The 24,252-nt window shown below is 64.7% G+C and carries 23 protein-coding genes; 10 read left to right on the top strand and 13 right to left on the bottom strand.

Annotated features, from left to right (window positions below; translation table 11 throughout):
- Nucleotides 1–11: 11 nt before the first annotated feature.
- Both ACQ4WP_RS15005 and ACQ4WP_RS15000 read left to right on the top strand, forming a co-directional pair.
- Nucleotides 12–1,067 carry an ABC transporter substrate-binding protein gene (locus ACQ4WP_RS15005; protein ID WP_436521890.1) on the top strand — a complete coding sequence of 352 codons (1,056 nt, stop codon included), beginning with the start codon at nt 12–14 and terminating at the stop codon, nt 1,065–1,067.
- A gap of 24 nt (nt 1,068–1,091) precedes the next feature.
- Nucleotides 1,092–2,168 carry an ABC transporter substrate-binding protein gene (locus ACQ4WP_RS15000; RefSeq protein WP_436521888.1) on the top strand — a complete coding sequence of 359 codons (1,077 nt, stop codon included), beginning with the start codon at nt 1,092–1,094 and terminating at the stop codon, nt 2,166–2,168.
- Nucleotides 2,169–2,188: 20 nt separating this feature from the next.
- Here the strand turns inward: ACQ4WP_RS15000 and ACQ4WP_RS14995 are convergent, their stop codons facing one another.
- Nucleotides 2,189–2,311 carry a hypothetical protein gene (locus ACQ4WP_RS14995; RefSeq protein ID WP_436521886.1) on the bottom strand — a complete coding sequence of 41 codons (123 nt, stop codon included), beginning with the start codon at nt 2,309–2,311 and terminating at the stop codon, nt 2,189–2,191.
- 184 nt (nt 2,312–2,495) lie between these two features.
- Between ACQ4WP_RS14995 and ACQ4WP_RS14990 the strand changes: the two genes are divergently transcribed.
- Nucleotides 2,496–5,201, top strand: coding sequence for a polysaccharide deacetylase family protein (locus tag ACQ4WP_RS14990; RefSeq protein ID WP_436521884.1), 2,706 nt, complete (start codon nt 2,496–2,498; stop codon nt 5,199–5,201).
- 2 nt (nt 5,202–5,203) lie between these two features.
- The gene (locus ACQ4WP_RS14985; protein ID WP_436521882.1) at nt 5,204–5,584 is read left to right on the top strand and encodes an immunity 22 family protein; all 381 of its coding nucleotides are present in this window, start codon (nt 5,204–5,206) and stop codon (nt 5,582–5,584) included.
- Here the strand turns inward: ACQ4WP_RS14985 and ACQ4WP_RS14980 are convergent.
- Entirely contained in the window at nt 5,569–6,792 is a 1,224-nt protein-coding gene (locus ACQ4WP_RS14980) for a response regulator (protein WP_436521880.1), read from the bottom strand. The two genes, ACQ4WP_RS14985 and ACQ4WP_RS14980, sit on opposite strands and share 16 nt — an antisense overlap.
- A 95-nt stretch (nt 6,793–6,887) precedes the next feature.
- Between ACQ4WP_RS14980 and ACQ4WP_RS14975 the strand changes: the two genes are divergently transcribed.
- Together ACQ4WP_RS14975 and ACQ4WP_RS14970 are read left to right on the top strand one after the other, a co-directional pair.
- Complete coding sequence (locus ACQ4WP_RS14975; RefSeq protein ID WP_436521878.1) at nt 6,888–8,966, top strand: TonB-dependent receptor; 2,079 nt, start codon at nt 6,888–6,890, stop codon at nt 8,964–8,966.
- Between the two features lie 18 nt (nt 8,967–8,984).
- A complete protein-coding gene (locus tag ACQ4WP_RS14970; RefSeq protein WP_436521876.1) occupies nt 8,985–9,530 on the top strand; it encodes an RNA 2'-phosphotransferase in 546 nt (181 codons plus the stop codon).
- Here the strand turns inward: ACQ4WP_RS14970 and ACQ4WP_RS14965 are convergent, their stop codons facing one another.
- The 10 genes from ACQ4WP_RS14965 to ACQ4WP_RS14920 form a co-directional block, all read right to left on the bottom strand.
- On the bottom strand, nt 9,531–10,730 hold the full coding sequence (locus ACQ4WP_RS14965; RefSeq protein ID WP_436521874.1) for a PepSY-associated TM helix domain-containing protein: 1,200 nt from the start codon (nt 10,728–10,730) through the stop codon (nt 9,531–9,533).
- A 14-nt stretch (nt 10,731–10,744) separates the two neighbouring features.
- On the bottom strand, nt 10,745–13,222 hold the full coding sequence (locus ACQ4WP_RS14960) for a TonB-dependent siderophore receptor (RefSeq protein ID WP_436521872.1): 2,478 nt from the start codon (nt 13,220–13,222) through the stop codon (nt 10,745–10,747).
- A gap of 103 nt (nt 13,223–13,325) precedes the next feature.
- On the bottom strand, nt 13,326–14,312 hold the full coding sequence (locus ACQ4WP_RS14955; RefSeq protein WP_436521870.1) for a FecR domain-containing protein: 987 nt from the start codon (nt 14,310–14,312) through the stop codon (nt 13,326–13,328).
- Nucleotides 14,309–14,818: a sigma-70 family RNA polymerase sigma factor gene (locus ACQ4WP_RS14950; protein WP_436521868.1), complete on the bottom strand. Its 510-nt coding sequence runs from the start codon at nt 14,816–14,818 to the stop codon at nt 14,309–14,311. Before ACQ4WP_RS14950 ends, ACQ4WP_RS14955 begins: the two co-directional genes overlap by 4 nt.
- A 129-nt stretch (nt 14,819–14,947) precedes the next feature.
- Nucleotides 14,948–16,066 (bottom strand): HupE/UreJ family protein, encoded by a 1,119-nt coding sequence (locus ACQ4WP_RS14945; RefSeq protein WP_436521866.1) that lies wholly within the window; start codon nt 16,064–16,066, stop codon nt 14,948–14,950.
- The gene (locus ACQ4WP_RS14940) at nt 16,063–17,274 is read right to left on the bottom strand and encodes a tetratricopeptide repeat protein (protein WP_436521864.1); all 1,212 of its coding nucleotides are present in this window, start codon (nt 17,272–17,274) and stop codon (nt 16,063–16,065) included. The genes ACQ4WP_RS14945 and ACQ4WP_RS14940 overlap by 4 nt, the downstream gene beginning before the upstream one ends.
- A 68-nt stretch (nt 17,275–17,342) precedes the next feature.
- Complete coding sequence (locus ACQ4WP_RS14935; protein ID WP_436521862.1) at nt 17,343–17,588, bottom strand: hypothetical protein; 246 nt, start codon at nt 17,586–17,588, stop codon at nt 17,343–17,345.
- Between the two features lie 18 nt (nt 17,589–17,606).
- Nucleotides 17,607–19,106 (bottom strand): DUF4331 domain-containing protein, encoded by a 1,500-nt coding sequence (locus ACQ4WP_RS14930; RefSeq protein ID WP_436521860.1) that lies wholly within the window; start codon nt 19,104–19,106, stop codon nt 17,607–17,609.
- A gap of 118 nt (nt 19,107–19,224) precedes the next feature.
- Nucleotides 19,225–19,872: an NrsF family protein gene (locus ACQ4WP_RS14925; RefSeq protein ID WP_436521858.1), complete on the bottom strand. Its 648-nt coding sequence runs from the start codon at nt 19,870–19,872 to the stop codon at nt 19,225–19,227.
- Entirely contained in the window at nt 19,869–20,459 is a 591-nt protein-coding gene (locus tag ACQ4WP_RS14920) for a sigma-70 family RNA polymerase sigma factor (RefSeq protein ID WP_436521856.1), read from the bottom strand. Before ACQ4WP_RS14920 ends, ACQ4WP_RS14925 begins: the two co-directional genes overlap by 4 nt.
- A 130-nt stretch (nt 20,460–20,589) precedes the next feature.
- Here ACQ4WP_RS14920 and ACQ4WP_RS14915 point away from each other — a divergent pair, with 130 nt between their 5' ends.
- From ACQ4WP_RS14915 to ACQ4WP_RS14900, 4 genes are all read left to right on the top strand, one after another.
- Nucleotides 20,590–21,396 carry a DUF1223 domain-containing protein gene (locus tag ACQ4WP_RS14915; protein ID WP_436521854.1) on the top strand — a complete coding sequence of 269 codons (807 nt, stop codon included), beginning with the start codon at nt 20,590–20,592 and terminating at the stop codon, nt 21,394–21,396.
- A complete protein-coding gene (locus tag ACQ4WP_RS14910) occupies nt 21,396–22,001 on the top strand; it encodes a cytochrome b/b6 domain-containing protein (protein WP_436521852.1) in 606 nt (201 codons plus the stop codon). The genes ACQ4WP_RS14915 and ACQ4WP_RS14910 overlap by 1 nt, the downstream gene beginning before the upstream one ends.
- 50 nt (nt 22,002–22,051) lie before the next feature.
- Nucleotides 22,052–22,783: a molybdopterin-dependent oxidoreductase gene (locus ACQ4WP_RS14905; RefSeq protein WP_436522089.1), complete on the top strand. Its 732-nt coding sequence runs from the start codon at nt 22,052–22,054 to the stop codon at nt 22,781–22,783.
- Nucleotides 22,784–22,973: 190 nt separating this feature from the next.
- Nucleotides 22,974–23,246, top strand: a complete 273-nt coding sequence (locus ACQ4WP_RS14900) for a pentapeptide MXKDX repeat protein (RefSeq protein ID WP_436521850.1) — start codon at nt 22,974–22,976, stop codon at nt 23,244–23,246.
- A 33-nt stretch (nt 23,247–23,279) separates the two neighbouring features.
- On the opposite strand, the gene ACQ4WP_RS14895 is transcribed toward ACQ4WP_RS14900, so the two are convergent.
- On the bottom strand, nt 23,280–24,059 hold the full coding sequence (locus ACQ4WP_RS14895; RefSeq protein WP_436521848.1) for an EAL domain-containing protein: 780 nt from the start codon (nt 24,057–24,059) through the stop codon (nt 23,280–23,282).
- Nucleotides 24,060–24,252: the final 193 nt, after the last annotated feature.

Raw genomic sequence — 24,252 nt, 5'->3', positions numbered from 1 at the left:
GGAGATACACCATGAGCAACGACACACTCGACACCCTGTGGTACACGCGCTGCCCCGTCCCCACGGGCCTGGGGATAGCCCTGCAACAAGGCTGGCTGGAAACAGCCTTGCGCGCAGACGGCACCAGCTTGCGCTCCTTGCGCGAGTCCGACCAGGAAGCCGTGCGCGAATCGCATTTCGACCATACCTTGCAAAATTCCGTGCGCCACGGCGGCAATATTCCCGCCCTGTGGGCGCGCGCGGCGGGGCGCGAGACGCGCGTGATCGGCCTGTCGTGGTCGGACGAGACGCAGCTGATATTGACCTTGCCCGACAGCGGCATCAAGACGGTGCGCGACTTGAAGGGACGTCGTTTCGGCTTGCCTTTGTGGGCCAAGGCGCAGATCGACTTTGCGCGCGCGCAAGCCTTGCGTGGTCTGGAAAACGCGCTGAGCCTGGAAGGCCTAGCCGTGTCCGACGTGGAACTGGTCGACTATGTGATTGCGGTGGGACAGAGCGAATCGCCGCCGGAGCAGGGTGCGGAGACGAATCTGTTCAGCGGCGCGCGGCGCGGCGGCCAAAGCCCGGAGCTGCCGGGACTGCTGCGGGGCGAGGTGGACGCCATCTTCCTGAAAGGCGCCTCGGCCGCGCAGCTGGCGCAGCAGTTCGGCTTGCATGCGGTGATCGATACGGGCAACCATCCGGAACCCCTGATCCGCGCCAACAACGGCACGCCGCGCACCCTGAGCGTGGATGCGCACTTGCTGGAGCATCATTTCAGTTCCGCCGTCACCCTGGTCGAGCAGGTGCTGCGGGCCGAAGCGTGGGCGCGCGGCCATGTGGACGAGACGCGGCGTTTCCTGGCGCGTGAATCGAATGCCAGCGAGCACTGGGTGCAAGTGGCCTACGGCAAGGATGCGCATCTGCGCCTGGACACGGATCTGGCGGAAACGTCGATCGCGGGCTTGCAGGATTTCAGCGACTTTTTGTTCCGCTGGAACTTCCTGCCTAGCAAAGTCGATGTGCGCGCGTGGATCGATCCCCGTCCATTCGAAGCGGCGCTGGCGCAGACGCGCCGTGCGGCTTGAGCGGGAAGCACGTCAACAGTGGCCATGATTGATGATGAGGAGAATGCGATGCGGCGACGCACGGTGATGGGCGGGCTGGCGCTGCTGCCCCTGGCGGGACAGGCAGTGTCGGCGGCGAAAGCGGGGGCGCCACCGACGGCCCTGCGCATCGCCTCGACGGGTTTTGCGGAAAATGGCAGGGCGGAACTGGGCGGCATCGCTTACCGGGTGCAGCAGGAAGGCTGGCTGGCGCGCGAACTCAAGCAGCAGGGCGTGCGGCTGGAATGGCTGCCCGTCACGGGTGACACGGGCGCCACCATGAACGAGGCGTTCGCCAGCGGGCGCATCGACATGGCCGCGTATGGCGACTTGCCGTCCGTCATACTCAACGCGGGCGGCGTGCGCACGCAAGTGATCGTGCCGGCGGGGCGGGGCACGGACCAGTTCTTGCTGGTGCCCACCAGTTCGCGCGCCACCTCGCTGGCCGACTTGAAGGGCAAGCGCATCAGCGTGCACCGGGGCCGGCCGTGGGAGCTGGGGCTGCGCCAGCTGATCGCCGACCAGCGCATGTCGCCCACGGATTTCCGCCTGATCAATATGGATTTGAAGCCGGGCACGGCCGCGCTGGCCACGGGCGCGGTGGACGCCTTGTTCATGATCAATGGCTATCCGCTGGAAGACAAGGGCATTGGCCGCATCATCTGGTCCAGCAAGGGCTTGCCGGAACGCAAGATGCGCGCGGAACTGTGGGCGCGGCGTGACTTTACGCAAGCCCATCCAGACATAGCGGAACTGGTGGCCACGGCCTGGCTGCGGGCCCAGCATTGGGCGGCGCTGGACGGCAACCGCGAAGCCGTGATCAAGGATGGCACGCGCAATGGCACGCCCGACAGCGTGGTGCGGCGCAGCTACGACGATCCTGGCTTGCAGTGGAAGGAACGCTGGTCGCCCCTGTACGACGACGCCGTATACCGGCATTACCGGCGCGTGCTGGCGTTTGCGCAGGAACAAAAGCTGATCCGACTACCGTTGACGGCGGAAGAATTGCTGGAACCGCGTTTTGTGGCGGCCGGTCTGAAAAAGCTGGGCCTGGTCAATTACTGGGAGCCGGCCAAGGTGTAGTCGTCGCGTGGGGGGGCGCTTCAGTGCGGCAGACACACGCGTCCTACCGGTTTTACTTCCGTATCGCCCGCATGCGCGCGCAGTTGCAGCAGCATCAGTGCCACGCCCAGCATCAGCGCCGCCGCGCAGAGTTTCTTGTGCATCGTCTTTCCCGTTTTTTGATCGATGGAGCTTAGTTGCCCTACTTGTTGCCCTATTTGCGGGCATATTATTGCCGAAATTCAGCGTGCGGATGATCAAATTACCAAGCGTGCTCTACAATTATGCATCTTGCGCATCCGCGCCATCTGAATTCTATGCATAGTATGTGAAGGGAATGACAAGCCTGTGACTTCCAAGCCGATCAAGATCGCCGCCACCGTCGTCGTGGCTCTCGCCGCTGGGGCCGGCATTTATACCTACACCCGTCCCGCCGCCATCGCCACGCCGGGCGCTCCCGCTTCGGGCAGTCCGGCCGCCGCGCCGCAGTCCGCCGTTGATACGGCCGCCGTCGCCGCCCAGTTCCGCGACTTGTTGGGCAATTTCCGCAAGATCATCGTGCTGCTGGCCGACGAGCAAAGCTTGCCGGAAGGGGCGCGCGACGAAGCGCGCAAGGTGGGGCAGGCGCTGTTCCATGAAAACCAGGAGCGCATCGCCAAGCTCGATGCGGTGCTGGACCAGCTGACGGCGCCCACGAATCCGGGCCGCGTCGAGGCGCTCGACAGCCTGCTCACGTACATCGAATCCGATCCCGGCCTGTATGATGCGGACCGCCTGGCTTTCCGCGAATTGCTGCAAAGCCTGCTGGCCGACGTGGCCAAAGATTCGTCCTTGCCGGCGATCAAGCTACACAAGCGCATTTCCGAAGACCTCGATGCGCTGGGCGAGATCGAGCGTAATTACGAGAAGGAAATCCGGCAAATCTTCGGCAACCTGGGCCAGCGTGCCATCGAACTCAAGCGCGAGCGTTGGGACGATTACGTGGCGCAGCTGAAAAAGCTTTACAGCCGCGAACAGATTTTGAAGGAAAACGGCATTGTCGTGCCTTACACCGTGCCGCCGGCCGCGCCGTCAGCTGGCACGGTGCCCGAAGCCAAGCCCGTACCAAAAAAAGATGAGGCGGAAATCTTCGGCCTGGGCTTGCCGAAGAAAACCATCGTGCTGACCTTCGACGACGGCCCGCACCGCCGCTACACGGAAGAAATCAGCGCCATTTTGAAACAGTATGGCGTGCCGGCCGTGTTCTTCAACGTGGGCCGCAACCTGGGTTCGTTGGACGCGGAAGGCCACGCCAAGCTGAACGCGGGCGCGGAAGTGAGCCGCAAGCTGATGAAGGAAGGCTATGCCGTGGGCAACCACAGTTTCAGCCACGCCCAATTGTCGAAACAGACGGGCGACAAGCTGAAAGGCGAAATCCTCGGCACCGACACCTTGTTAAAAGCCATCAGCCCCGAGCGGGCCGCGTTGTTCCGCTTTCCGTATGGCGCGCGCAACAGCGAAGGCATGGCCGCGCTGGCCGATGCGCACCTGAAATCCGTGATGTGGAATATCGATTCGCTGGACTGGGCCGACCCCGTGCCCAGCTCGATCACGAATCGTGTGCTGGCGTCCGTCGACAAGGCGGGGCGCGGCATCATTCTGTTCCACGACATCCATGAACGCACGGTGAAAGCCTTGCCAGCCGTACTCGACAAGCTGATCGCCGAAGGCTATCAATTCGCGGCTTGGGATGGCACCAGCTTCCAGGTGGCGAAAAGCACGACGCCCGCGCCCGAGAAGGTGCCCGTGACGACCGGTTATGCCAATTCCTGGGCCGTAGTGATCGGCATCGACGATTACGCGAAATGGCCAAAACTGCAATATGCGGTGCGCGATGCGCAGGGCATCCGCGAAACCCTGATCGAAAAATTCGCTTTTGCGCCCGAGCGTGTCGTGACGCTGAAGAATGGCGAAGCGACGCGCAACAACATCCTGGCCGCTTTCCACGACAAGCTGGTCCACGGTGGCGTGCAAAAGAATGACCGCATCTTTGTCTTCTTCGCCGGTCACGGCGCCACGCGCAAGCTCAGCTCGGGGCGCGACCTCGGCTACATCGTGCCCGTCGACTCCGACCCGGCACAGTTCGCCACGGATGCGATTCCGATGACGGAAATCCAGAATATCGCGGAGTCCCTGACCGCCAAGCATGCGTTCTTCGTCATGGATGCCTGTTACAGCGGCCTGGGCCTGACCCGCGGCGCCGGTTCCAGCTCCTTCCTGCGCGACAACGCCAAGCGTATCGGCCGGCAAATGCTGACGGCTGGCGGCGGCGATCAGCTGGTCGCCGATGGCGGGCCGAACGGCCACTCCGTATTTACCTGGACCTTGCTGCAAGGCTTGGCGGGCAAGGGTGACCTGAACGGCGACGGCCTCATTACGGCCACGGAGCTGGCCGCCTACGTGGCGCCGGCCGTCTCCAGCGTATCGAACCAGACGCCCGCGTTTGGCAGCCTGCCCGGCTCGGAAGGGGGCGACTTCGTCTTTGAGTTGCCTGGCGAGACGGAATTCCTCAGCCCGAACACGACGCAGCTGTCGACGGAAGCCATCGCCCTGAACAGCAAGCTCGATGCCAAGCCGCAAGCGGCCAGCGTGACGGTGAAGGATTTGCAGGGCGGTGAGCAGAAGATCGTCACGCCGGGTGCCGTGCCGACCTCCACGCGCCAGCTGGCGCAGCGGGCCAACGACCGCGGCTTGCAGCTGTACAAGGAGAAACAATATGCGGCGGCGGAAGCGCAATTTACGGAAGCGCTGAAATTGCGTCCCGATTTCGCCCTGGCCGCCAACAACCTGGGCTTTGTCTTCTACAAGCAGGAAAAATACCGCGAAGCGGCCCGCTGGTTTGAAAACACGGTCAGGATGGACCCGTCGCGCGCCATCGCCTATTTGAACCTGGGCGATGCCTATGCCAAGGCCGGCGATGCCGCCAAGGCCAAGGCGGCATACAAAACCTATCTGGAACTGGCGCCGACGGCTTCGACGGCGCCGGCCGTGCGGCAAAAGATGGAGAAGCTTTAATTTTGCCCATTGTCCACGTGTTTGCCTGCAGCGGCCGCTTCGGCAGCCGGGAAGCACTGCAGGCTTACCTGTCGCCCACGTACACGGAGGATGGCGATGCCGTGCCGTCGCCATTCTTCCTGGAAACGGGCCTCACGCACTACGAGCCTGTGTGTGTGGAAAGCACGCTGCTGGCCGCGCCCGCACCGCTGGTACAGTTGCTCGATGGCGTCTCGTATGGCGACAGCTGGATAGTGCAGGCTTGCGCGGATGCGGATGCGGATGCGGATGCGCGGGGCTTGCTGGCCGACACGGGCATCTGCGTGTTTGCGCCGAATCAACTGGCGCACCCGCAGCGCAGTTCGCTCCATTACGTGGGCAGCTACCGTTACCGGGTGGATTGATCGTCATCCTCGCGCTCTTCGTGCAATAGTTTGTTGACGCTGGCCAGCAGGCTGGTGCCCGACGTGGTGATGAAACGGGCGCCTGCCGCCTGCGCTTCCACGCCGTAGCTGGCGACCGTATCCTTGCTGCAATACACGATGATGGGCAGCTCCGGCTGCACTTGGCGCACTTCGCGCACCGTGCGCACGCCAGCATCCTTGATGCGCCGGCGGTTTTCCACCCGTGCCATGTCCGTGATCAGCAGCGCATAGTGTCTCTGTTGCAGCATGGCCAGCGCCTGCCGCATCGACACGGCCTGGTCGACCTTGATGTTTTCCCGTTCCAGCTGTTCCAGCAGCAAGGTATTGTTGCGCGGATGGTCGTCCAGCCACAGCACCAGGCTGGACGGCTTCTGCGCCGTCGGCACGCCGGCCAGGGCCGTGACTGCCGCGCCGCCATCGGGCGGATGGGCCAGCAGCAGCTGCGTGACGGCTTCCTGCATGTCGTCGAGCGACTTTTGCTGCAAACGGCTGAGTTCCGTCACGTCGATTTCCTTGCCGCTTTCCAGGCGCACGGACTCGTTTTTGACGAGGCTGTCGGCGCGTTTGATCATGATGGACAGGTAAATGCGCGTGAGCAGGTAGCCGATCAGGAAACCATGCACGGAAAAGAACAGCATGATGCCGCCCACCACCGCCATGGCCGTGGGCGTGTCCGTGGCCAGACTGGGTGCAATGAAGGCGGTCATGCTGCGCGCGCTGCCGGGCAGGCTTTTGAGCTCGATCAAACCCACGCCGACGATGATTTTCGTCAGCCAGTCCGACACTTCCACCAGATTCGAATTGATTTCCATGGGCGTGGGCGTGCCCAAAAACAGGGTATTGCTGGGGTTGCCGGTCGCCGCATCGGCGTTTGCTGCGGGCGGTTCGTCCGTGGGGTGGCCCTTGCCATTGGCCCGCTCGTCGGGCGGTGCCACGTTGACGGTGCCCGAAGGCAGGCTGCGCGGTATGCCGAACAAAAAGCCCAGCAGCATGCCGCTGACGCAAAAGCCCAGGCTCCACAGCAGTGCCGGCACGGCGTGGTAGTACGGCGGCAGCAGGGCGCCAGCCAGCACGGCCAGCAGCCCCGCCAGCAAGATGTACAGCAGGATGTACGGCAGCACGTCGCGCTTGCGCGCGGCCGCCGTGGAGGTTTTGCTCGCCTTGCCGGCGCTGTCGCTCAGGTCCACGCTCGCTCCTTGAAAAATACTGAATCCAGGCAGCCGGCCTGCCGCGTATATATCCCGTAGGAGCCCGTACTGACATCATAAAAACTGGAGACGCGATGCGATTGAGAAAACGCAAACAGGTGGCAGCTTGTGCACTGGTATTGTTAAGCATGGCGCGCCAAGTGGCGGCGCAAGCGCCAGCCGAGGCCACCGCCGTCGCCGACGCAGCGCGTACCGTGCGTGTGGCGGGCCACTACGACAACGCCGTCGGCACCTCGGACGCGGCCAGCCAGGGCGTCATCACGACGGACTTGATCATCAACCGGCCCGCCTTGCGCACGGGCGAATTGCTGGAATTCGTGCCGGGGCTGATCGTCACCCAGCACAGCGGCGACGGCAAGGCCAACCAGTATTTTTTGCGCGGCTTTAACCTCGACCATGGGACGGATTTCGCCACCCATGTCGATGGCATGCCCGTCAACATGCGCACGCACGCGCATGGACAGGGTTATTCCGACCTCAATTTCCTCATTCCCGAACTGGTGCAGCGCATCGACTACAGGAAGGGGCCGTATTTCGCCGGCGAAGGCGATTTTTCCTCTGCCGGCGCGGCGCGCATCCGCCTGGCCGACAAATTGCCGCAAGGCCAGGCCAGCGTGTCCGTCGGGCAGCACGGCTATCTGCGCGGCGTCGTGGCCGCATCCTTTGATGCAGGACAAGGTACCTTGCTGTACGGCCTGGAAGTGAACCGTAACAACGGCCCCTGGGACGTGCCGGAGCGCGTGCGCAAAATCAGCGGTGTGCTGCGCTACAGCCAGGGTGCGCCGGACAACGGTTTCAGCGTGACGGCCATGGCCTATAAAAACAGCTGGAACGCCACGGACCAGGTGTCGCTGCGCGCCGTGGAGTCCGGCCTGATCGGCCGTTTTGGCTCGCTGGCGCCCAGCGATGGGGGCGACACCTCGCGCTACAGCTTGTCCTACGCTCTGCGCCAGCGCATGCAAAACCGCTTGTTCGAGCTGGACGCGTATGTGATCCGTTCGCAGCTGGAACTCAACAGCGATTTCACTTACTTCCTGGCCAAGCCGGCAGCAGGCGATCAGTTCCAGCAAAGCGAACTGCGCACGGTGGCGGGCGTGAATGCCAGCGAAAGCTGGAATACGGAGCTGTTCGGTCTTCCCCTGCGCAACAAGCTTGGCGTGCAGGCACGTGTCGACCGCCTGTCGCCCGTGGCCCTGTACAGCACGGTGGAGCGGATACGGCAAAGCACGGTGCGCGAAGACCGGGTGCGCGAGGCCAGCGTCGGCCTGTACGGCGAAAACACCGTGCAATGGCTGCCGTGGCTGCGTTCCGTGGCGGGCTTGCGCTATGACGCCTACCGTTTCAAGGTCGACAGCAGCGTGGAGGGCAACAGCGGTACGGCGAGCGACCATGTGGTGTCGCCGAAGCTGTCATTGATACTCGGGCCGTGGCGCAGGACGGAGTTTTTCGTGAACTATGGCAAGGGATTCCATAGCAACGATGCGCGCGGCACGACGCAGACGCGCTTGCCCGATGGCACGTCTTCCACTCCGGTCACGCCCCTGGTGCCGACGAAAGGCATGGAACTGGGCGCGCGCACGGAGTGGCTGCCGGGCCTGCAAAGCTCGCTGGCCCTGTGGCGCCTCGATCTCGGGTCGGAACTGCTGTTCGTGGGCGACGCGGGCGAGACGCAAGCGAGCCGCGCCAGCCGCCGCCACGGCATCGAGTGGAACAACCATTACCTAGCCGCGCCGTGGCTGCTGTTCGACCTGGACCTGGCCGCCTCGCGCTCGCGCTACACGGAACATGATCCGGCCGGCAAGCATATCCCCGGTGCCATCGGCAAGGTGGCTTCGTTCGGCGTGACGGTGACGGACCAGGGGCCGTGGTCGGGCGCCTTCCAGCTGCGCTATTTCGGTCCCCGTCCCTTGATCGAGGACAATAGCGTGCGCTCGGGTTCGACCACCCTGGCGTATGCGCGCCTGGCGTATCAGCTCAACCGCAAGACGCGGCTGTCGCTCGACGTGTTCAACCTGTTCAACAAGCGCGCCAGCGACATCGACTATTACTATGCCTCGCGCCTGCCCGGCGAGGCGGCGGACGGGGTGAACGACCGGCATTTTCATCCCGTGGAACCGCGTTCCGCGCGCCTGACCTTGTCATATGCGTTCTGATAACGGTAAACTGGGGGCATGACAGATGATTTAGTAAATACCAGTAAATTCCTTTCCCTTATCCTGCGCCACGCGCCTGAAAAAATCGGCCTCGTGCTCGATGCCCAGGGCTGGGTCGATATCGGCCAACTGCTGGCGCAAGCGGCCCAGCATGGTCGCCATCTTTCTCGTGAACAATTGGATGACGTGGTGGCGCGCGACAGCAAGACGCGCTACGCCATCAGCGATGACGGCTTGCGCATCCGCGCCAACCAGGGCCACTCGCTGGCCGCCGTCGATATTGCTTTGCCGCCCGCCACGCCGCCTGCCATGCTGTACCACGGCACGGCCAGCCGCTTTGTCGAGGCGATACGCACTGCCGGCTTGCTGCCGGGATCGCGCAAGCACGTGCACCTGTCTGCCAACCGCGAAACGGCCGTGGCCGTGGGCGCGCGCCATGGCAAGCCCGTCGTGCTGACGGTGGAAGCAGCCGCCATGCAGGCGCAGGGGCAGGTGTTTTATGTGTCGGCCAATGGGGTGTGGCTGGCGGACGCAGTGCCGGTGGGGTTTATCGGCTTTCCCTGATTAATGAATGAGGGCCTTGACCTTCGCCTTGCCCTGGCGCTTGCGGCGCCAGATCAGCACGCCAGTCGCGCTCAAGCCCGCCACCAGCACGCCCATGGCGCAAATGAACAGTTTGAAAGGCCAGCCCCACATCGAGGCCATGTGCAGGGCGCTGATCCAGCTGCGGATGGTGTCGCCGCTGGCCGTGCCCGTGGGTAGCCAGGTGGCCAGCTGCCGGCCGCTGGCCGCGTCGAAAAAGACGCTGGTGAGGCCCTTGTGGGCGTGCACGTCGCGGCTGCTGCGTACCTGATAGCTGTACACGCCCAGCTCGCGTTCATACGCCAGCGCGTTTTCCTCGATGATGGCGAACGCGTGCTGGCGTGCCAGCTCGTTCATCAAGAGGCGGCCCTGCGCGCGCGCCGCTGGCCAGGCCAGCTGCGGCCCCGGCGACGGCGTGTGGCGCGCGACGATTTCCTCGGCCCCCTGGTGCGCAAACAGGGGATGCATCACGGCCGCATACGCGCCATACAGGTTGAAGGCGACGCCGCTCCAGGCAAACACCAGCAGCATGGCCCACAGCCACAGGCCGCCCGCGCGGTGCAGGTCGAATACCAGTTTATAACTGCCGCCATGCCGGCGCAGCAGCCAGGACGGGCGCCAGCGCAGCAGCCAGGGCTTGCTGCCCGGTGACCGTTTTTTCAGGCGCGCGGGGAAGGTCAGGGCGGCGCCGATGAAGCAGTCGACCGTCCACACGATGGCGATCAGGCCGAAAATCAGCAAGCCCGTATCGCCCAGCGCCAATGCGTAATGCAGGCGCTCGATGAAGGGCAGCAGGTTGATGGCGCCCTGGCCGATCTCGCCCCACCGACGCTGGCCCAGCACGGCGCCCGTGTACGGATCGACAAACACTTCGTTGCTGGCCAGCGGCGAGCCGAGCGCTGGCTGCAGGTAAAACACCATGCTGTGGCCGGGTGGCGCCGACAGCGGCGCGTAGCTGACCTGCGCCTGGGGAAAGCGCGCGGCGACGGACTCGCGCAGTTGCAAGGCATCGAGCGGCGCGGCGCCTGGCGAAGGCGGCGCCGCGCGGAAGACGGCGGGCAGCAGGGCCGCCTCCAGTTCATCCTTCCAGGCCAACGCGCTGCCCGTGACGCCCGCCACGATCAGGAAGCCAGCCATCAGCAGGCCGGCGTAGCGGTGCAGCGCCGCCAATGCAGGGCGCATTTGCGGCGATGGCATCAGAAACGATACATGGCGCTGACGTTGGCCGTGCGTTCGGCATTGCGGTAGCACAGGCCCGGCAGGTAGCCGCAGTCATACAGGGTCTGCTTGTTGAGCACATTGTTGATGTTGAGGGAAAACTGCCACGCTCCGCGCGACACGCCCAGCGCCGCATCCCACTGCGTCAGGCCGCCATTGCGGATATTCAGGTTGTCGCCGTCGGAGTTCGAGCGCATGGCGCCGAGAAAGCGCATGCCCAGCGCCGCATACGCGGGCAGCGCCACGCCCACGTTGAAGGACTGGCGCGCCCAGGCCGAAGCGCTGTGGCGCGGCGCGCCCGACTGCTGCAAGCCCAGGTCGTCGTTATTGCTTTTCCTGACCTGCGTATCCAGGTAGGTGTATTGCGCGATCAGGCTCAGGCGGCTGGCGAACTCCGTGCGCGCTTCCAGTTCCAGGCCGCGCGAGCCCACCTGGCCCGTTTGCTGCAGGCGGCCAGGATTGCCGATGTCGGAGGTGGTGACGTTGTCGCGCACCAGGTCGAACACGGCCGCCGTGTAGCTGGCGCGCTGGCCCACGGGTTCGTAGCGCACGCCCGCTTCGATCTGCTTGCCGCGCGACGGTTTCAAGGCGTCGCCGTTTGCCGTAATGCCCAGTTCGGGCGAGAACGAGGTGGCGTAGCTGACATACGGCGCCCAGCCGCCATCGAACAGGTAGACGGCGCCCAGGCGGCCCGTGGTGGCCGATGGCGACTGGTGGTAGTCGGGTTTGACGCTGCCGCTATGGAGGTCGGTGACGTCGCCCGATTGCGTGGACTTGTCGCGGCGCAGGCCCGCCGTCACCACCCAGCGGTCCCATTTCATTTGATCCTGCGCATACAGGCCCAGCTGGCGCGACGGTGCGTCCGCGCGCGTGGGCGCCTTGGCTGGGACCAGGGGCTGCTTGCCATACACGGGCTGGTACAGGTCGAGCGGCTCGATAAAGCCTTTCTGGTGGCGGTAATCGTCGGTATTGCGGATGTTCGCGTAATCCACGCCCAGCAGCACCTGATGCGCCAGGCCGCCCGTGGCGAAGCGCGCCTGCAGCTGCGTGTCGGCGAATAGGCTTTTCGACGCCGTATCGACGGGCATGAAATAGCGCTCCACCGTGCCATCGTCATTCAAGCCCAGGGGGAACATGTCTGTACGGTCGTTCTTCAGGCGCGTGTAGCGCAGGTTCTGGCGCAGCGACCAGGTATCGCTGAATTTGTGCTCGAATTCGTAGCCAAGCATGGTGTTGCGGCGCTTGAAGCGGTTATCGTCGCCCATCAGGTTGACACCCGGATCGACCTGGCCGCGCGGGCCAGGTTCCAGCAGCTGGTTGGGAAATGCGTACTGCTGGTTGTCCTGCTCGTAGCGGGCCAGCAAAGTCAAACGCGTGGCGGGTCCCGCCTGCCAGGTCAGCGAGGGCGCAAAATACAGGCGGTTGTCGCGGTCGTGGGCCAGGCGCGTGTTGGCTTCGCGGCCCAGCATGACGACGCGGTAAGTCCAGGCGCCTTGCGCGTCCAGCGTGCCGCCCACGTCGGCTTTCAGCTGGCGGCGCTGGTAGCTGCCGACTTCCACGCCCACTTCGCGCACGGCATCCGCGCTGGGGCGCTTGCTGACGGCGTTGACCATGCCGCCCGGCGGAATCTGCCCGTACAGCACGGACGCGGGGCCGCGCAGCACTTCCAGGCGTTCCAGCCCATAGGGCTCGATGGAGGCGCCAAAGGTGCGGCCCGAATTGCGCAAGCCATCTTGCAGGATGCCGTTCGTTTCGATGGTGAAGCCGCGCAGCAGCGAGGAATCATCGCTGCCCAGCGGGCGCTGGTTCGGCGTCACGCCGGCCGTGTAGCGCAGGGTTTCATCGAGCGACTCGGCATTGCGGTCGCTGATTTCGTCGGCCGTGACCACCGACACGGATTGCGGATTTTCATTCAGGGCCGTATCCGTCTTGGTGGCCGAGGCGGCGCGCCGCGCCACATAGCCGCGCACGGGACCCGTGGCCGTTTCGCGTTCGTTGCTGGCATTGATGGTGATGGCGGGCAGGGTGGCGCCGATTGCACTGGTCTGCGCCGGCGCATTTGCTGGCGCTGGCGAGGTTTCCGCCCGCAGCGCATACGCGCCATTGGCGCCCGCCACCACGCGCACGCCCTGGCCGCGCAGCAGTTCTTCGAAACCCTGGCGCACCGTGTAGCTGCCTGCCAGGCCACCGCTGCGCTTGCCCTGCAAGAGGGTCGCATCGGCCGACAGTTCCACCCCGGCTGCGCTGGCGAACGTGGTCAAGGCCCGCTCCAGCGAACCGGCGGGGATCGCGTAGGGGCGCTTGGCTTGCGCATTCTCAATCGTCTGCGCGTGGGTGGCGCTGGCCGTGACGGCCAGGGCACTCACTGCGGCGCCGGCCAGGAACAGGGCCTGGATGGCGGCGGCGAGGGGGAACGGGCGCGGATGGCGCGCGGGCGCGTGCAGGCGAGGTGGCATGGTGCAAATCCTTGGAAAGTGGCAGGAAAAAAACGGTTCTTCCCGTATTCCGAACGAAACGCCAAAACCCTCAACGTTTTTTCACTTATTTTGCATTTATTTTTCAGGAGGCCTGGCGCGGCCCCAGATTGACCCAGTAGCGCGTGTGGTAGACCAGCTGCACGGGCAGGCTCAGGGCCAGGTTGGCCAGCGAGCGGTCCGTGTCGCGCAGCGAATACACGCCCGTCACGCGCAGGCCGGCGATGGACTCGTCGCAGCGCAGCACGCCGTGGCGGTAACGTCCCAGCTCCGCCAGCAGCTCGCCCAGGCGCATGCGCTCGGCCACCAGGCTGCCGTGCGCCCAGGCGGCGGCGCTGTCTTCCACCTGGCCGATGTCTTGCACGGCCAGGCGCGTGTAGCCGGCCCGCTGGCCCGCTTGCAAGTGCAGGGAGGGTGCGCCGTCCTGCAGCGGCTGCAGGGCGACGGCGCCCTGGAACACGGCGACCTTGCTGGCGTCAGCATCGAGGCGCACGGAAAAGCGCGTGCCCAGCGCCGTGGCAGTGCCTTGCGGCGTTGCCACCAGCAGCGGACGGTAGACGGACGTCGCTTCGTGGGCGCTGGTGACGAGGATGGCGCCAGCGCGCAGCACGATGCGCCGTTCATTGACGTTGTAGCGCACGTCGATGGCGCTGGCCGTGTCCAGCACCAGCTGCGTGCCGTCGGCCAGCACGATGGCGCGCGTCTCGCCCACGGCCGTGCGGTAATCGCTGGCGGCGCGCTGCCACAGGCCCTTGTCGTGCCCCAGCAGCGCCGTGCCGCCGCCCGCCGTGATCAGGCCTAATAGCTGCAAGGCGCGCCGGCGGCCGGCTGTGTGGCGCGGAGCCGGTGCCAGTGCACCGCGCGCCACCTCGCGTGGCAAAGCCTCGAATTGCCGGGCGAAGCGCTGCAGCCGGACCCAGGCCCGCTCGTGCTCGGGGTGGGCGGCGCGCCAGGCGGCGCAGGCGTCGGCATCGGCCGCACTGGCGTCTTCCGCCCACAGCCGCGCCATCCACTCGGCGGCGCGCCGCAGCACGGCGGGGGCGATGGGAGTAGTGTCCAGCTGGGAACTCATGCGCATTGCGCCATGCAGCAGGCCAGCAGCGCGCGGGCGATGTATTTTTCAACCGACGAGATGGACACACCCAGGCGCGTGGCGATGTCGGCGTAGGCCATGCCTTCCAGCTTGCACAGCAAAAAAGCATCGCGTACTTTATGCGGCAGGCTGGCCAGGATGGCGTCGATCTCCATCAGCGCCTCGACGATCAGCGCGCGCATTTCCGGCGTCGGCACGAGCGCTTCCGGCTGCGCGGCGATGGCGTCCGCATAGGCCGCCTCGATATGCCGGCGGCGGAACAGGTCCACCACCAGGCCATTGGCGATCTGCGCCAGGTGCTGGCGCGATTCCACAGGGGCGGGCGCGCGGCCCCGCGCGAGGATGCGCAGATAGGTGTCGTGCGCCAGGTCGGCCGCATCGAAGGCGTTGCCCAGCTTGCGGCGCAGCCAGCCCTGCAGCCAGCCGTGGTGGTCGCTGTAGAGGACTTCGATTTGCCGGTGCAGTTCCAGTTCGGGGCCTAGCATGCAACCTTTCCATGCCATGGTCCGCGGGACAGTCCGGCCTTGATGCGATTGAGAATTGTTCGTATTGTAGCCCGATTACGCGCGCTTGTGGCTGGCTAGTGGCGGGCCAGCAACGCTAGCGGGCAGCCATCAGGCTGAAATCAGCTTGATATCGGCAACTCTTTCCACCAGCCACACGCACGCCACCAGCGCGATGGCCAGTGAACCCACGGTCAGCACTTGTCGGTACAGCCAGGTCTTGCGCAGCAGCCAGGCGACGGGCAAGAAAACGGCGACGATGGCCAGTTGTCCCAGCTCCACGCCGACGTTAAAGCCCAGCAGGCTGGCCAACAGCGAGCCTTGGGGCAAGCCCAGGTCGCGCAGCACGCTGGCGAAACCGAATCCATGGATCAGGCCAAAGGCAAAGGCCGCCACGGGCCGTTTGCCGCGGAACAGCGGCAGCAGGTTGTTCAGCGCGGCCAGGATCACGGACGCGGCGATGGCCGATTCCACCCAGCGCGAGGGCAGGGATACGAGCGACAGGCTGGCCAGGCTCAAGGTGATGGAATGGGCGAGTGTGAACGCCGTGACGACTTTCAGCACGTCATAGAAGGCCGCCTTCAAGCCCTGCTGTTGCTCGCGCAAGCCCGGCAGCAGCACGGCCGGCAGCAGCAGGGACAGCAAAAACAAAATATGATCGTAGCCGATCCAGATATGCCAGATGCCGTGTTTCACGTAGGCGCCGAACTGCGCCAGGCGCTCGGGCGCGGCCAGCGAAATCGTCTGGCGCGGGCTGTCCGGGTCGAAGATGGCCGTTTGCGTGGCGCCGTCGCTGTTGATCTTGAGCAAACCCTTGTGCTGCGGGTCGAGGTCGGCGAACAGGCTGTAGCCGACGTGTACATTCGCCAGTGCGCCACCCGGGCAAGCGGCCTGGAAGCGCAGCACGCTGTAGGCGCCGTCCGTATGGTTGTCGATCAGTTGCTGCGTGGCGCGCAGCGGGCAGGCGCCCTGGTCGCTGGCCACCTGCAGGCGCTGCAGCGCGTAGGCGGCAATCGCCTCGTGGCGCGCGCGGATTTCATCCCAGGTCAGGGCGCCGTCGCCATTGCCGTCCAGGCCGATGGCGAAATCGAGGTCGCGCAGGGCGATATCCCATTGGCCCTCGACCTGCTGGCCGCGCACCGTCAGGCTCAAGTAACTGTCACTTGGCTTGTGCGCCTGCGCGGGAGCCAGCCAGGCACACAGTAGCAGGACGAAAAGGTATCGTTTCACAGCACCCCCGCTTTCTTCGCTGCGCTGCTTTTCGCACCATTCTGCGGCCCCAGCTGCCTGACGAGCCGCTGCAGGGCCACGTCTTCCGCGCCGTTGGCCACGATCCAGGCCAGCACTGGCTGGGCCGCGCCGTCATTGCGTGCCGCCAGGGCCGCTTCCAGCAAGATGCGCATGTCGGGCACTTCCTTCTGGATGGCCCAGTTTTGCTGCGCCAGCTGCAGGGCGGCGGGAATATCTTGCTGCAGGAACAGGGCGAAACGGGCTTGCTCGCGCTGGTGCACGGTGTCGCCCCGTTGCATGGCGGCATTGAAACGGGCCGCCAGTTCCGCTTTTGCCGCCAGGAAAGCCGTCTGCCGGCCGGGCAGAGATTGCAGCGCCAGCGCGTAGCGCAGCAGCAGGGCGTCGATGCGCTGCTGGTCTTTCAAGAGATGGACGACTTCCTGCGGGCGCTGCTGGTCGAGCAGGAAATCCGCGTAGGCGCCCAGCAGATAGCTGTCGCGCGGTTGCTGCGCCAGCGCTTGCTTATAGCGCGCTTCGGCCAGCGCCAACTCGGCGCGCCGCGTGGCCATTTCCGCCAGCAGGGTCAAGGCCCAGCTTTCCAGCTGGGGCGCCGCGCCGGCGCTACGCTGCAAGGTCAGGTCCAGCAAGCGCTCGCTGCTGGCGGCGCGGCCCGTGGCGCTGGCGATATTGGCAAGGCAGGTGACTGTGACCAGTTGCGTGGTGAGCGCCGACAGGCGGGCGCAAGCCGCCGTGGCCTGCGCGTAATCGCCCTGCACGGTGAGCACGGTGGCGCGCGTCAGCCAGGCCTGGCCGTTTTGCGGCTGTTGCGCGATGACGGCATCGAGGTCTTGCAGGGCGGCGCCGAAATGGTGGGTGCTTTGCAAAATGGTGGCGCGCAGCAGGCGCACGGGCACGGGTGGCGCTGCCTGCCGCCACCAGGGCGCCAGCGCCGCTTGCGCATAACCGAGGTAGCGCGGGTCCGTTTCGCTGCGCGCCAGGGCAATGTAGCGCTGCGCCAGGCCGGTGGCCAGGGCCAGGTCGCCTGGCGTGGCATCGAGTTGCTGGCGCAGACCGCGCAGTGCGAGCTGCGTGGCGTCGGCGCGGCGCGGCAGCTGTTCGATGACGGCGCTGCCGTCTTTCGGCGTGTAGGGCGCGGCCAGCGCCAGCAAGGGCAGGCAGGCGCACAGCAGGGAAATCGGTGTTTTCATCGTGGACGCCGTCGACGGTAGAGTGGCACAGGCGCCGGGGGAGAGCTTGCCCCGGCGCCCGCAGGGGCTTACAGCGGCACCGGTTCCGTGTTTTCCGGAGACGTCGCCATAATGGCGTCGATGCCCACGCCGTCCTTGTCATCGCTGGTGGTCAGAATGACGTTGCTGACGGCCACATAAAACGCATCGAGCAAGACCACGGGCGGCGGCGTGGTGCCACCATTGTCGCCGCCGTGGCTGCTGCTACCGCTGCCACCGCAGCCGGCCAGCAAGGCCGTGAACGCCAGGGCGCTGCATACATAGAGCTTTTTCATCGCATTCTCCTGGTTGGCTTACAGCTGCGGCGAACCGGCCACGGGGGTTTTCAGGTAGGGGAAACCTGCCGTGAACGCCGTTTCATCGAGGAAAGCGCCGTCCGTGAAATGCAGGCCGCCCGCCGGTGCATCGGCCGGTGCGCAGCCGATGTTCAAGGTGCACAGCTTGCCCATGGCTACGCGCAGCACCACGTCGACCACGTCGTCGCCGGGGCGGCGGCCATTGGGGAAGCCCGCGTTATCGCCATCGATGACGCCGAGGCGCTTTTGCGATCCCACGGCGGTGGGGGCGATCGAGGTATTCAGGCGCAGCATTTCCGATGCCGTCACGGTGACGGGCTGGTTCACGCCCTTGATGCCCGTCAGGAAGGTAGCCACCAGGTCGTTGCGGGGGAAGTTGGTGGGCGCCTTGGCGCCTGCCGAGCCGAACAGCACTTCCACCAGGGCTGGCGCCGTCGGGTTGGTGACGTAGTCGGCAAATTGGGCGTCGCCCGATGGCTTGCTGGCGTTGAAACGGTCCTTGTCCTTCAGGCCGATGACCAGTTCATTTACCAGCGGCATGCCCAGGCGCGACACTTGCACCCACGCGCCGCCTTCCTTCGAGGCCGTGGTGGTCGTGCCCGGCGCCGGGTTCAGCAGGCGGCCCTGGCGCAGGCTGGCCGTGGTCCAGCCGCCGATGACAGGGTCGCTACCGGCCGTCAGGCAGGCGGTCGGCACTTCCATCTCGATGGCCGTGACGTTTTTCCGCGCCAGGTCATCCTTGGCGGCGGATTCCGCATTCGCCGCAAACTCCGTGGCGGGCGCCTTGATGTTGATCAAGTCAAACGTTTCGCCCAGATTCACCACGAAGGGATCCTTGCGCTGGCCGACGAACAGGCGCGCCGGCGTGGCGCAGCCGGGGATGTTGACGGCGTACACATGCTGCGCGGCATACGCGGCATAGTTGGGAATGGCCTTGTTGCCGATATTGTCGACGGGCTTGTCGAAGGTCGTGCCGCCGCCCGTGGCATTCGTGACGACGCTCCTCGTGCCCGTGCGGCGGTCGCCCCGCACCACCGTTACGCTGTAGGTTTCACGCACGTTCAGCCCGGCAGGGTTGACGCTATCGATGGCGCCACCGTTGATGACCAGCGGAATCGAGACTTTCTTGCCGCCCACGGTGAACTGGCTATCCTTGATGGTGTTGGTAAAGCGAAACTGGAAGGTGAGGTCTTCCTTGCCGTCGCCATTGTTGTCGATATGGATTTCATACAGGGCGTTGGGATCCATGGCGAAATAATTCGGCCCGCCGTAGGCGTCTTGCAGCGGAATATAGTCGGCCACGAGGGTGGTGTAGGCCCCTCGGCCCGCCTCATAGCTGCGGAACATATAGAAGTCGGTGGCGTCGACTTTGGGGTTTTGCGTGATGAATGGCGCTTCGCGGTGGCTGGAAGCGTAGGCCGCTGGCGCGATGACCATGGCAAGCAAGCTGCCCAGGAGGGCGGTGCCCACTGCGGTTTTCGAGTGTGACAATGACATTTCGATTCTCCCGATTTTTGTTAGCGTTGACAGACAAGTCCAAGAAACTGCAGGCTGCCTGACTTATACGCACGGGCGAAGAAAACGGATTCACTTCTTAGAAAAGGACGTCCTTGGCTTACCAGGCCAGCACTTTCTGGCCGATGGCGGCGCCGATGGCCGCCGGCACCAGCATGCCCAGCACGTACCAGAAGCCGACGAAGCTGGCCGCCAGCTCCGGGCAGTGCAGGCAGTAGACGAGGGCCGCCATGCCTCCGGCGGCAAAGCCGGCGGCCGCGCCCGCCAGGCGCAGCCGCGTGGGCGCCAGCTGGCGCATGCAGCGCAGCACGGCGGCCAGGATGGGTAGCGAGAGCAGGGCGATCAGCAAAGGGCAGCTGCGCCAGGTGGCGCCCCAGAACAGCTCGGCGCGCTGTTCTGGCGGGGCTTCTTGCACAATGATGGCGGCCAGCGCCCACATCAGCAGCAGGGGCATGGCCAGCAGCAGGGGCAGGGCGCGCGTCTGCGCACCCGGCATGCACAGGCGGCGGCTGACATGCCAGGCTGCCAGGCAGAGGCAAATGACAAAACCGACCTTGATCCAGAAGTCGGGCAGCAGGGCCAGCTGTTCCAGGTTGGGCCGCACGCCCAGCAGCATGGCCATCAGCGCCACGCTGGCCAGCAGCCCGGCGCCCAGGGTAGTGGCGGCACGCCAGCGGGCGCCCGGGGGCGGCGCGGCGGCCACATCGGGGCCGCTGGCCAGCATGGTGATCAAGTCATCGGTTTTCATGATGTGCTTCCTTCAGTCCTTAAATTGGCCGCCAGTGCCTTCAAGCCGCGATGCACGGCTACTTTGACGCTGGCTTCCGAAATGTCCATGGCGGCCGCCGTGTCGCGCACGGACCAGCCGTCGAGCTTGGTATGCACGATGGCGTCGCGCTGCTGCGCCGGCAAGGTGGCCAGCAGCTTGCCCAGGTCGCGGCTGGCCTCGGCCGCCTCGGCATCGGCGCTGGAAAACAGTTCCTGCGCGCTATCTTCTTCGTCATACGGCAAGTGCTGCGCCTCGCGCCGCCCATGCCGGCGCAGCCAGTCGATCAATTTGTAGCGCGCGATCGCATGGATCCACGATGTCAGCGGCACGCCCGTATCGTACGTCAGGCGCTGGTTGTGGATGGCCAGCAGACATTCCTGCACCAGGTCTTCCACCTCGTCAGGCCAGCGCTGCAGGCGGCGCCGCAAAAACGCGCGCAAATGGCTGCTGGTGGCCTGCAAGAAACTGCGATACGCCGCCGCATCGCCATCGAGCCCGCGCAGCATCAAGCCATGCAGCCGCAATTCCGTGCCGTGCAGATGCTCGCTAACGGGTATTCGTTGCATGCAGGCCTTTGGTGACAGGCATTGAAAAAAATAAATTCAAAAATAATTGATGGTGGCTGTAACCAATCCGGCCATCGCGGCGAATTGACAGGCAAGCACGTTTCTTCATTCACTATAACGGGTAGTCATCATGCATATCAAGCACCGCCTTGCCGCCAGCCTCGTTCCGCTCTGTGCATGGGCCGCGACGGCACCTGCGTACGCGCAGCTGGCAGCGGGCCAGCGCTGCGCCGTGCAAAGCGGGGCGCAGACGGCGGCGCTGGTGGAGCTGTACAGCAGCGAAGGCTGCTCCAGCTGCCCGCCCGCCGACCAGCGCCTGAACGCCTTGCGCAAGGAGGCGGGGGCGGCCAGCCTGGTCGTACCGCTGGCCCTGCACGTCACGTACTGGGACCAGATCGGCTGGACGGACCCGCTGGCGCAGGCGCAATTCGACGTGCGCCAGGCCGAGCTGCTGCGCCACCAGCCGCGCCATGTGGCCTACACGCCGCAGTTTTTCGTTGGCGGCACGGAATTGCGCAGCTGGGATACGCAGCTGCCGGCCGCCATCCGCCGCATCAACGCGACCGCAGCGCCCGTCAACATCAGCCTGTCCGCCACGCCGGGGCCGGGTGGAAAGCTATTGCTGGAAGCTAATGCCAACGCGCCGGACGCGCAGACCGGTGGCCAGCTGTACCTGGCCATCAGCGAAAGCGGCATCGTCTCGAAAGTACTGCGCGGCGAAAACCGGGGCGCCACCCTGCATCACGATGCGGCCGTGCGCCTGTGGCTGGGACCAGTTGCGCTGGCGCAAGGCCGCGCCCAGCTGCGCCGCGAAGTGCATCTACCCGCCAGCTGGCGCCCGGAGCAGCTGCAAGTGGTGGCCTTCGTGCAGCGGACCGACAGCAGCGCCATCCTGCAAGCCGTCAGCACGGCGCCATGCGCGAAGGGAGTACTGTGATGCATACGCATACCGTTTCCAGCGCCACCATCCACCCCGCCTGGCTGCGCCTCACGCACTGGCTCAACGCCGTGGCCGTGGTCGTGCTGGCCACCAGCGGCTGGCGTATCTACAACGCGGCGCCATTCTTCCCGTTCGAGCTGCCGCGCGCGCTGACCCTGGGCGGCTGGCTGGGCGGCGCTCTGCAATGGCATTTCGCCGCCATGTGGCTGCTGGTGGGCAATGGTTTGCTGTATCTGATCATTAATATTGTCTCGGGCAGGCTGCGGCGCCAGTTCTTTCCCTTGTCGCCGCGCCTGCTGCTGGCCGATTTCACCGCTGCCCTGAAAGGCAGGCTGGCCCATGCGGACCCACGCCACTACAACATGGTGCAGCGCGCCGCCTACCTGTTCGTCATGCTCGATTGTATGGTGCTGGTGCTGTCCGGCCTGGTGCTGTGGAAATCCGTGCAGTTCCCCCTGCTGCGCGAGCTGATGGGCGGCTACGAGAGCGCGCGTCGCGTGCATTTCATCGCCATGGCGCTGCTGGTGGGCTTTGTCGGCGTACACCTGATGATGGTGGCGCTGGTGCCGCGCACCTTGCTGGCCATGCTGCGCGGCCGCTAAAGGAGATGAGCATGAAAAAATCCATTATTGTGCAAGCGCAGGGCCAAGCCATGCTGGCCGACGCCCTGCGCCAGATCAAACAGCCGTCGCGCCGCCTGTTCTTGCAGCGCAGCCTGAGCCTGGGCGGCCTGTCCCTGCTGACCGCTTGCAACGTCAGCGACCCGTCCAGCATCGAGACAGCCCTGACGGCGGTGTCGCGTTTCAACGACCGGGTGCAGGGCTGGCTCTTCGACCCGACCAGGCTGGCGCCGACTTATCCCGACTCCATGATCACCCGGCCGTTTCCCTTCAACGCGTATTACGGCGAGGATGAAGTGGAAGAGGTCGACGGCGACGCCTGGCGCCTGGAATTGAGCGGCTTGATCGCCGACAAGAAGCCCTGGAGCTTGCCGCAGCTGCGCGCCCTGCCGCAGGAAACGCAAGTCACGCGCCACATCTGTGTGGAAGGCTGGAGCGCCATCGGCAAGTGGGGCGGCGTGCCGTTTTCGCACTTCCTGAAGCGGGTCGGCGCCGACACGACGGCGAAATACATCGGCTTCCAGTGCGCCGACGATTACTTCACCAGCATCGACATGGCCACGGCCCTGCATCCGCAAACCATCATGGCCTTGACGTATGACGGCCAGGAATTGCCGCCCAAGTATGGCTACCCGATGAAATTGCGCATGCCCACCAAGCTGGGCTACAAGAATCCGAAACACGTCCAGGCCATTTTTGTCACGAATACCTATCCGGGAGGGTATTGGGAGAATCAGGGCTACAACTGGTTCGGCGGTTCCTAGGAAGGCCGGGGAGGCGGCCAGTGCGGCGTTGCATTGCCTTGTCGTACTAATCGTACTGCCTGCGGCAATGCGCCTGGCCCTGACCACCTCCCGGCCTTCCTGTTTTTAGCAGCAAGCAACACCCTGTAGCACAGTAATAGCTTTACCACCGGGCAATCTCGCCCATCCAACACTGAGACAAGGACATATCATGAAAACCACCATCACCGCCATCCTCGCTTCCGCCATCCTCATGTCGGGCGCCGCATTTGCCCAGGACGCCATGAAGAAAGACGCTATGGCCAAGGATGCCTCGGCCGATGCCATGCACAAGGATGCGATGGACAAGGACGGCATGAAGAAGCCGATGGCCAGGAAACACATGAAGAAGGATCACATGGCCAAGGATGGCATGGCGAAAGACGGCATGAAGAAGGACGAGATGAAAAAGGATGATATGAAGAAGGATGCGATGGGCAAGTAAAACTGGAGCAGATCGGGGCGTGGTGACTGCCTGTCACCATGCTGCCGGATCGATCACGCCGATGGCCATCAGCGCCGGCTTGCAAAATAAATATCCCTGCATCAAGTCGATGCCCATCGCCTTCAAGCAATCGCGTTCGGCGGCCGTTTCGATGCCTTCCGCCAGGACTGTAATGTGGAGTTCCTTGCAAATGGCGATGATGCCTCTGACGATCGCTTGCCTGGGCGCGCTGGCCTCGATGCCGCGCACCAATTCCATGTCGATCTTGATGATGTGCGGCTGATATTCCGCCAGCAGGCTCAGTCCCGCGTAGCCGGCGCCGAAATCGTCGATGGCCGTCTGGAAGCCGAAGCGCCGATACTCATGGAAGATGTTCACGAGGTGGGGCCGGTCGCGCACTTCTTCGCCCTCGGTCACTTCGAAAATAATGCGCTGGATGGGGAAATTGCATTCGCGCGCCGCGGCAAAAGTAGCCTGGATGCAAGCCTCGGGGCGATACACGGCATTCGGCAGAAAATTGATGGACAGGTATTCCTGGATGCCCAGCCGGGCCGCACCCTCGATGGCGCGCACGCGGCAGGCCTGGTCGAAGACATAACGGTTTTCGTCATTGACCTGGGACAAAATCGAGTATGCCGATTCGCCGTTGGGACCGCGCACCAGGGCTTCATGGCCAAAGATCGAGCGCGTGGACAGTTCGACGATCGGTTGATAGGCAAAGGTGAAATCGAAGTTCAGTGGCTCGGTGTCCAGGCACTGGCTGCAGCCTGTTTTTTTCCCGGCTTGGCCCGAGGTGTCGCTGGATGACGTCATGGTCGCGCTGGCCTCTGATGAGAAAGGTACGAGTTGTACACAGTAGTTATACCACGGCCTGCCGCCGGTGGAACGCTATTTCTGGTGCACAAAGATAGACGGAGGACTATGTCCGGGTGAGAAAGGAACAAGCGAGGCGCGCGAGATGCCAACGCAATTTGTAGTAAGCTGGTCGCCTCCTGATTTCCTGCAT

The sequence above is a fragment of the Janthinobacterium lyxosi genome (assembly GCF_051380665.1).
GTDB lineage: Bacteria > Pseudomonadota > Gammaproteobacteria > Burkholderiales > Burkholderiaceae_D > Janthinobacterium.
The sequence above is the reverse complement of the archived record's forward strand: the minus strand, read 5'-3'. Positions and strand labels throughout refer to the sequence as shown.

What these genes read in the sequence shown, in the direction of transcription:
- ACQ4WP_RS14955 (WP_436521870.1), bottom strand. Translation starts at nt 14,312, where the DNA reads ATGAGTTCCCAGCTGGACACTACTCCCATCGCCCCCGCCGTGCTGCGG.
- ACQ4WP_RS14910 (WP_436521852.1), top strand. Translation starts at nt 21,396, where the DNA reads ATGCATACGCATACCGTTTCCAGCGCCACCATCCACCCCGCCTGGCTG.
- ACQ4WP_RS14905 (WP_436522089.1), top strand. Translation starts at nt 22,052, where the DNA reads ATGCTGGCCGACGCCCTGCGCCAGATCAAACAGCCGTCGCGCCGCCTG.
- ACQ4WP_RS15000 (WP_436521888.1), top strand. Translation starts at nt 1,092, where the DNA reads ATGATTGATGATGAGGAGAATGCGATGCGGCGACGCACGGTGATGGGC.
- ACQ4WP_RS14940 (WP_436521864.1), bottom strand. Translation starts at nt 17,274, where the DNA reads ATGAAAACACCGATTTCCCTGCTGTGCGCCTGCCTGCCCTTGCTGGCG.
- ACQ4WP_RS14915 (WP_436521854.1), top strand. Translation starts at nt 20,590, where the DNA reads ATGCATATCAAGCACCGCCTTGCCGCCAGCCTCGTTCCGCTCTGTGCA.
- ACQ4WP_RS14930 (WP_436521860.1), bottom strand. Translation starts at nt 19,106, where the DNA reads ATGTCATTGTCACACTCGAAAACCGCAGTGGGCACCGCCCTCCTGGGC.
- ACQ4WP_RS14935 (WP_436521862.1), bottom strand. Translation starts at nt 17,588, where the DNA reads ATGAAAAAGCTCTATGTATGCAGCGCCCTGGCGTTCACGGCCTTGCTG.
- ACQ4WP_RS14965 (WP_436521874.1), bottom strand. Translation starts at nt 10,730, where the DNA reads ATGCGCCCTGCATTGGCGGCGCTGCACCGCTACGCCGGCCTGCTGATG.
- ACQ4WP_RS14950 (WP_436521868.1), bottom strand. Translation starts at nt 14,818, where the DNA reads ATGCTAGGCCCCGAACTGGAACTGCACCGGCAAATCGAAGTCCTCTAC.
- ACQ4WP_RS15005 (WP_436521890.1), top strand. Translation starts at nt 12, where the DNA reads ATGAGCAACGACACACTCGACACCCTGTGGTACACGCGCTGCCCCGTC.
- ACQ4WP_RS14970 (WP_436521876.1), top strand. Translation starts at nt 8,985, where the DNA reads ATGACAGATGATTTAGTAAATACCAGTAAATTCCTTTCCCTTATCCTG.
- ACQ4WP_RS14895 (WP_436521848.1), bottom strand. Translation starts at nt 24,059, where the DNA reads ATGACGTCATCCAGCGACACCTCGGGCCAAGCCGGGAAAAAAACAGGC.
- ACQ4WP_RS14925 (WP_436521858.1), bottom strand. Translation starts at nt 19,872, where the DNA reads ATGAAAACCGATGACTTGATCACCATGCTGGCCAGCGGCCCCGATGTG.
- ACQ4WP_RS14995 (WP_436521886.1), bottom strand. Translation starts at nt 2,311, where the DNA reads ATGCACAAGAAACTCTGCGCGGCGGCGCTGATGCTGGGCGTGGCACTG.
- ACQ4WP_RS14920 (WP_436521856.1), bottom strand. Translation starts at nt 20,459, where the DNA reads ATGCAACGAATACCCGTTAGCGAGCATCTGCACGGCACGGAATTGCGG.
- ACQ4WP_RS14960 (WP_436521872.1), bottom strand. Translation starts at nt 13,222, where the DNA reads ATGCCACCTCGCCTGCACGCGCCCGCGCGCCATCCGCGCCCGTTCCCC.
- ACQ4WP_RS14900 (WP_436521850.1), top strand. Translation starts at nt 22,974, where the DNA reads ATGAAAACCACCATCACCGCCATCCTCGCTTCCGCCATCCTCATGTCG.
- ACQ4WP_RS14975 (WP_436521878.1), top strand. Translation starts at nt 6,888, where the DNA reads ATGCGATTGAGAAAACGCAAACAGGTGGCAGCTTGTGCACTGGTATTG.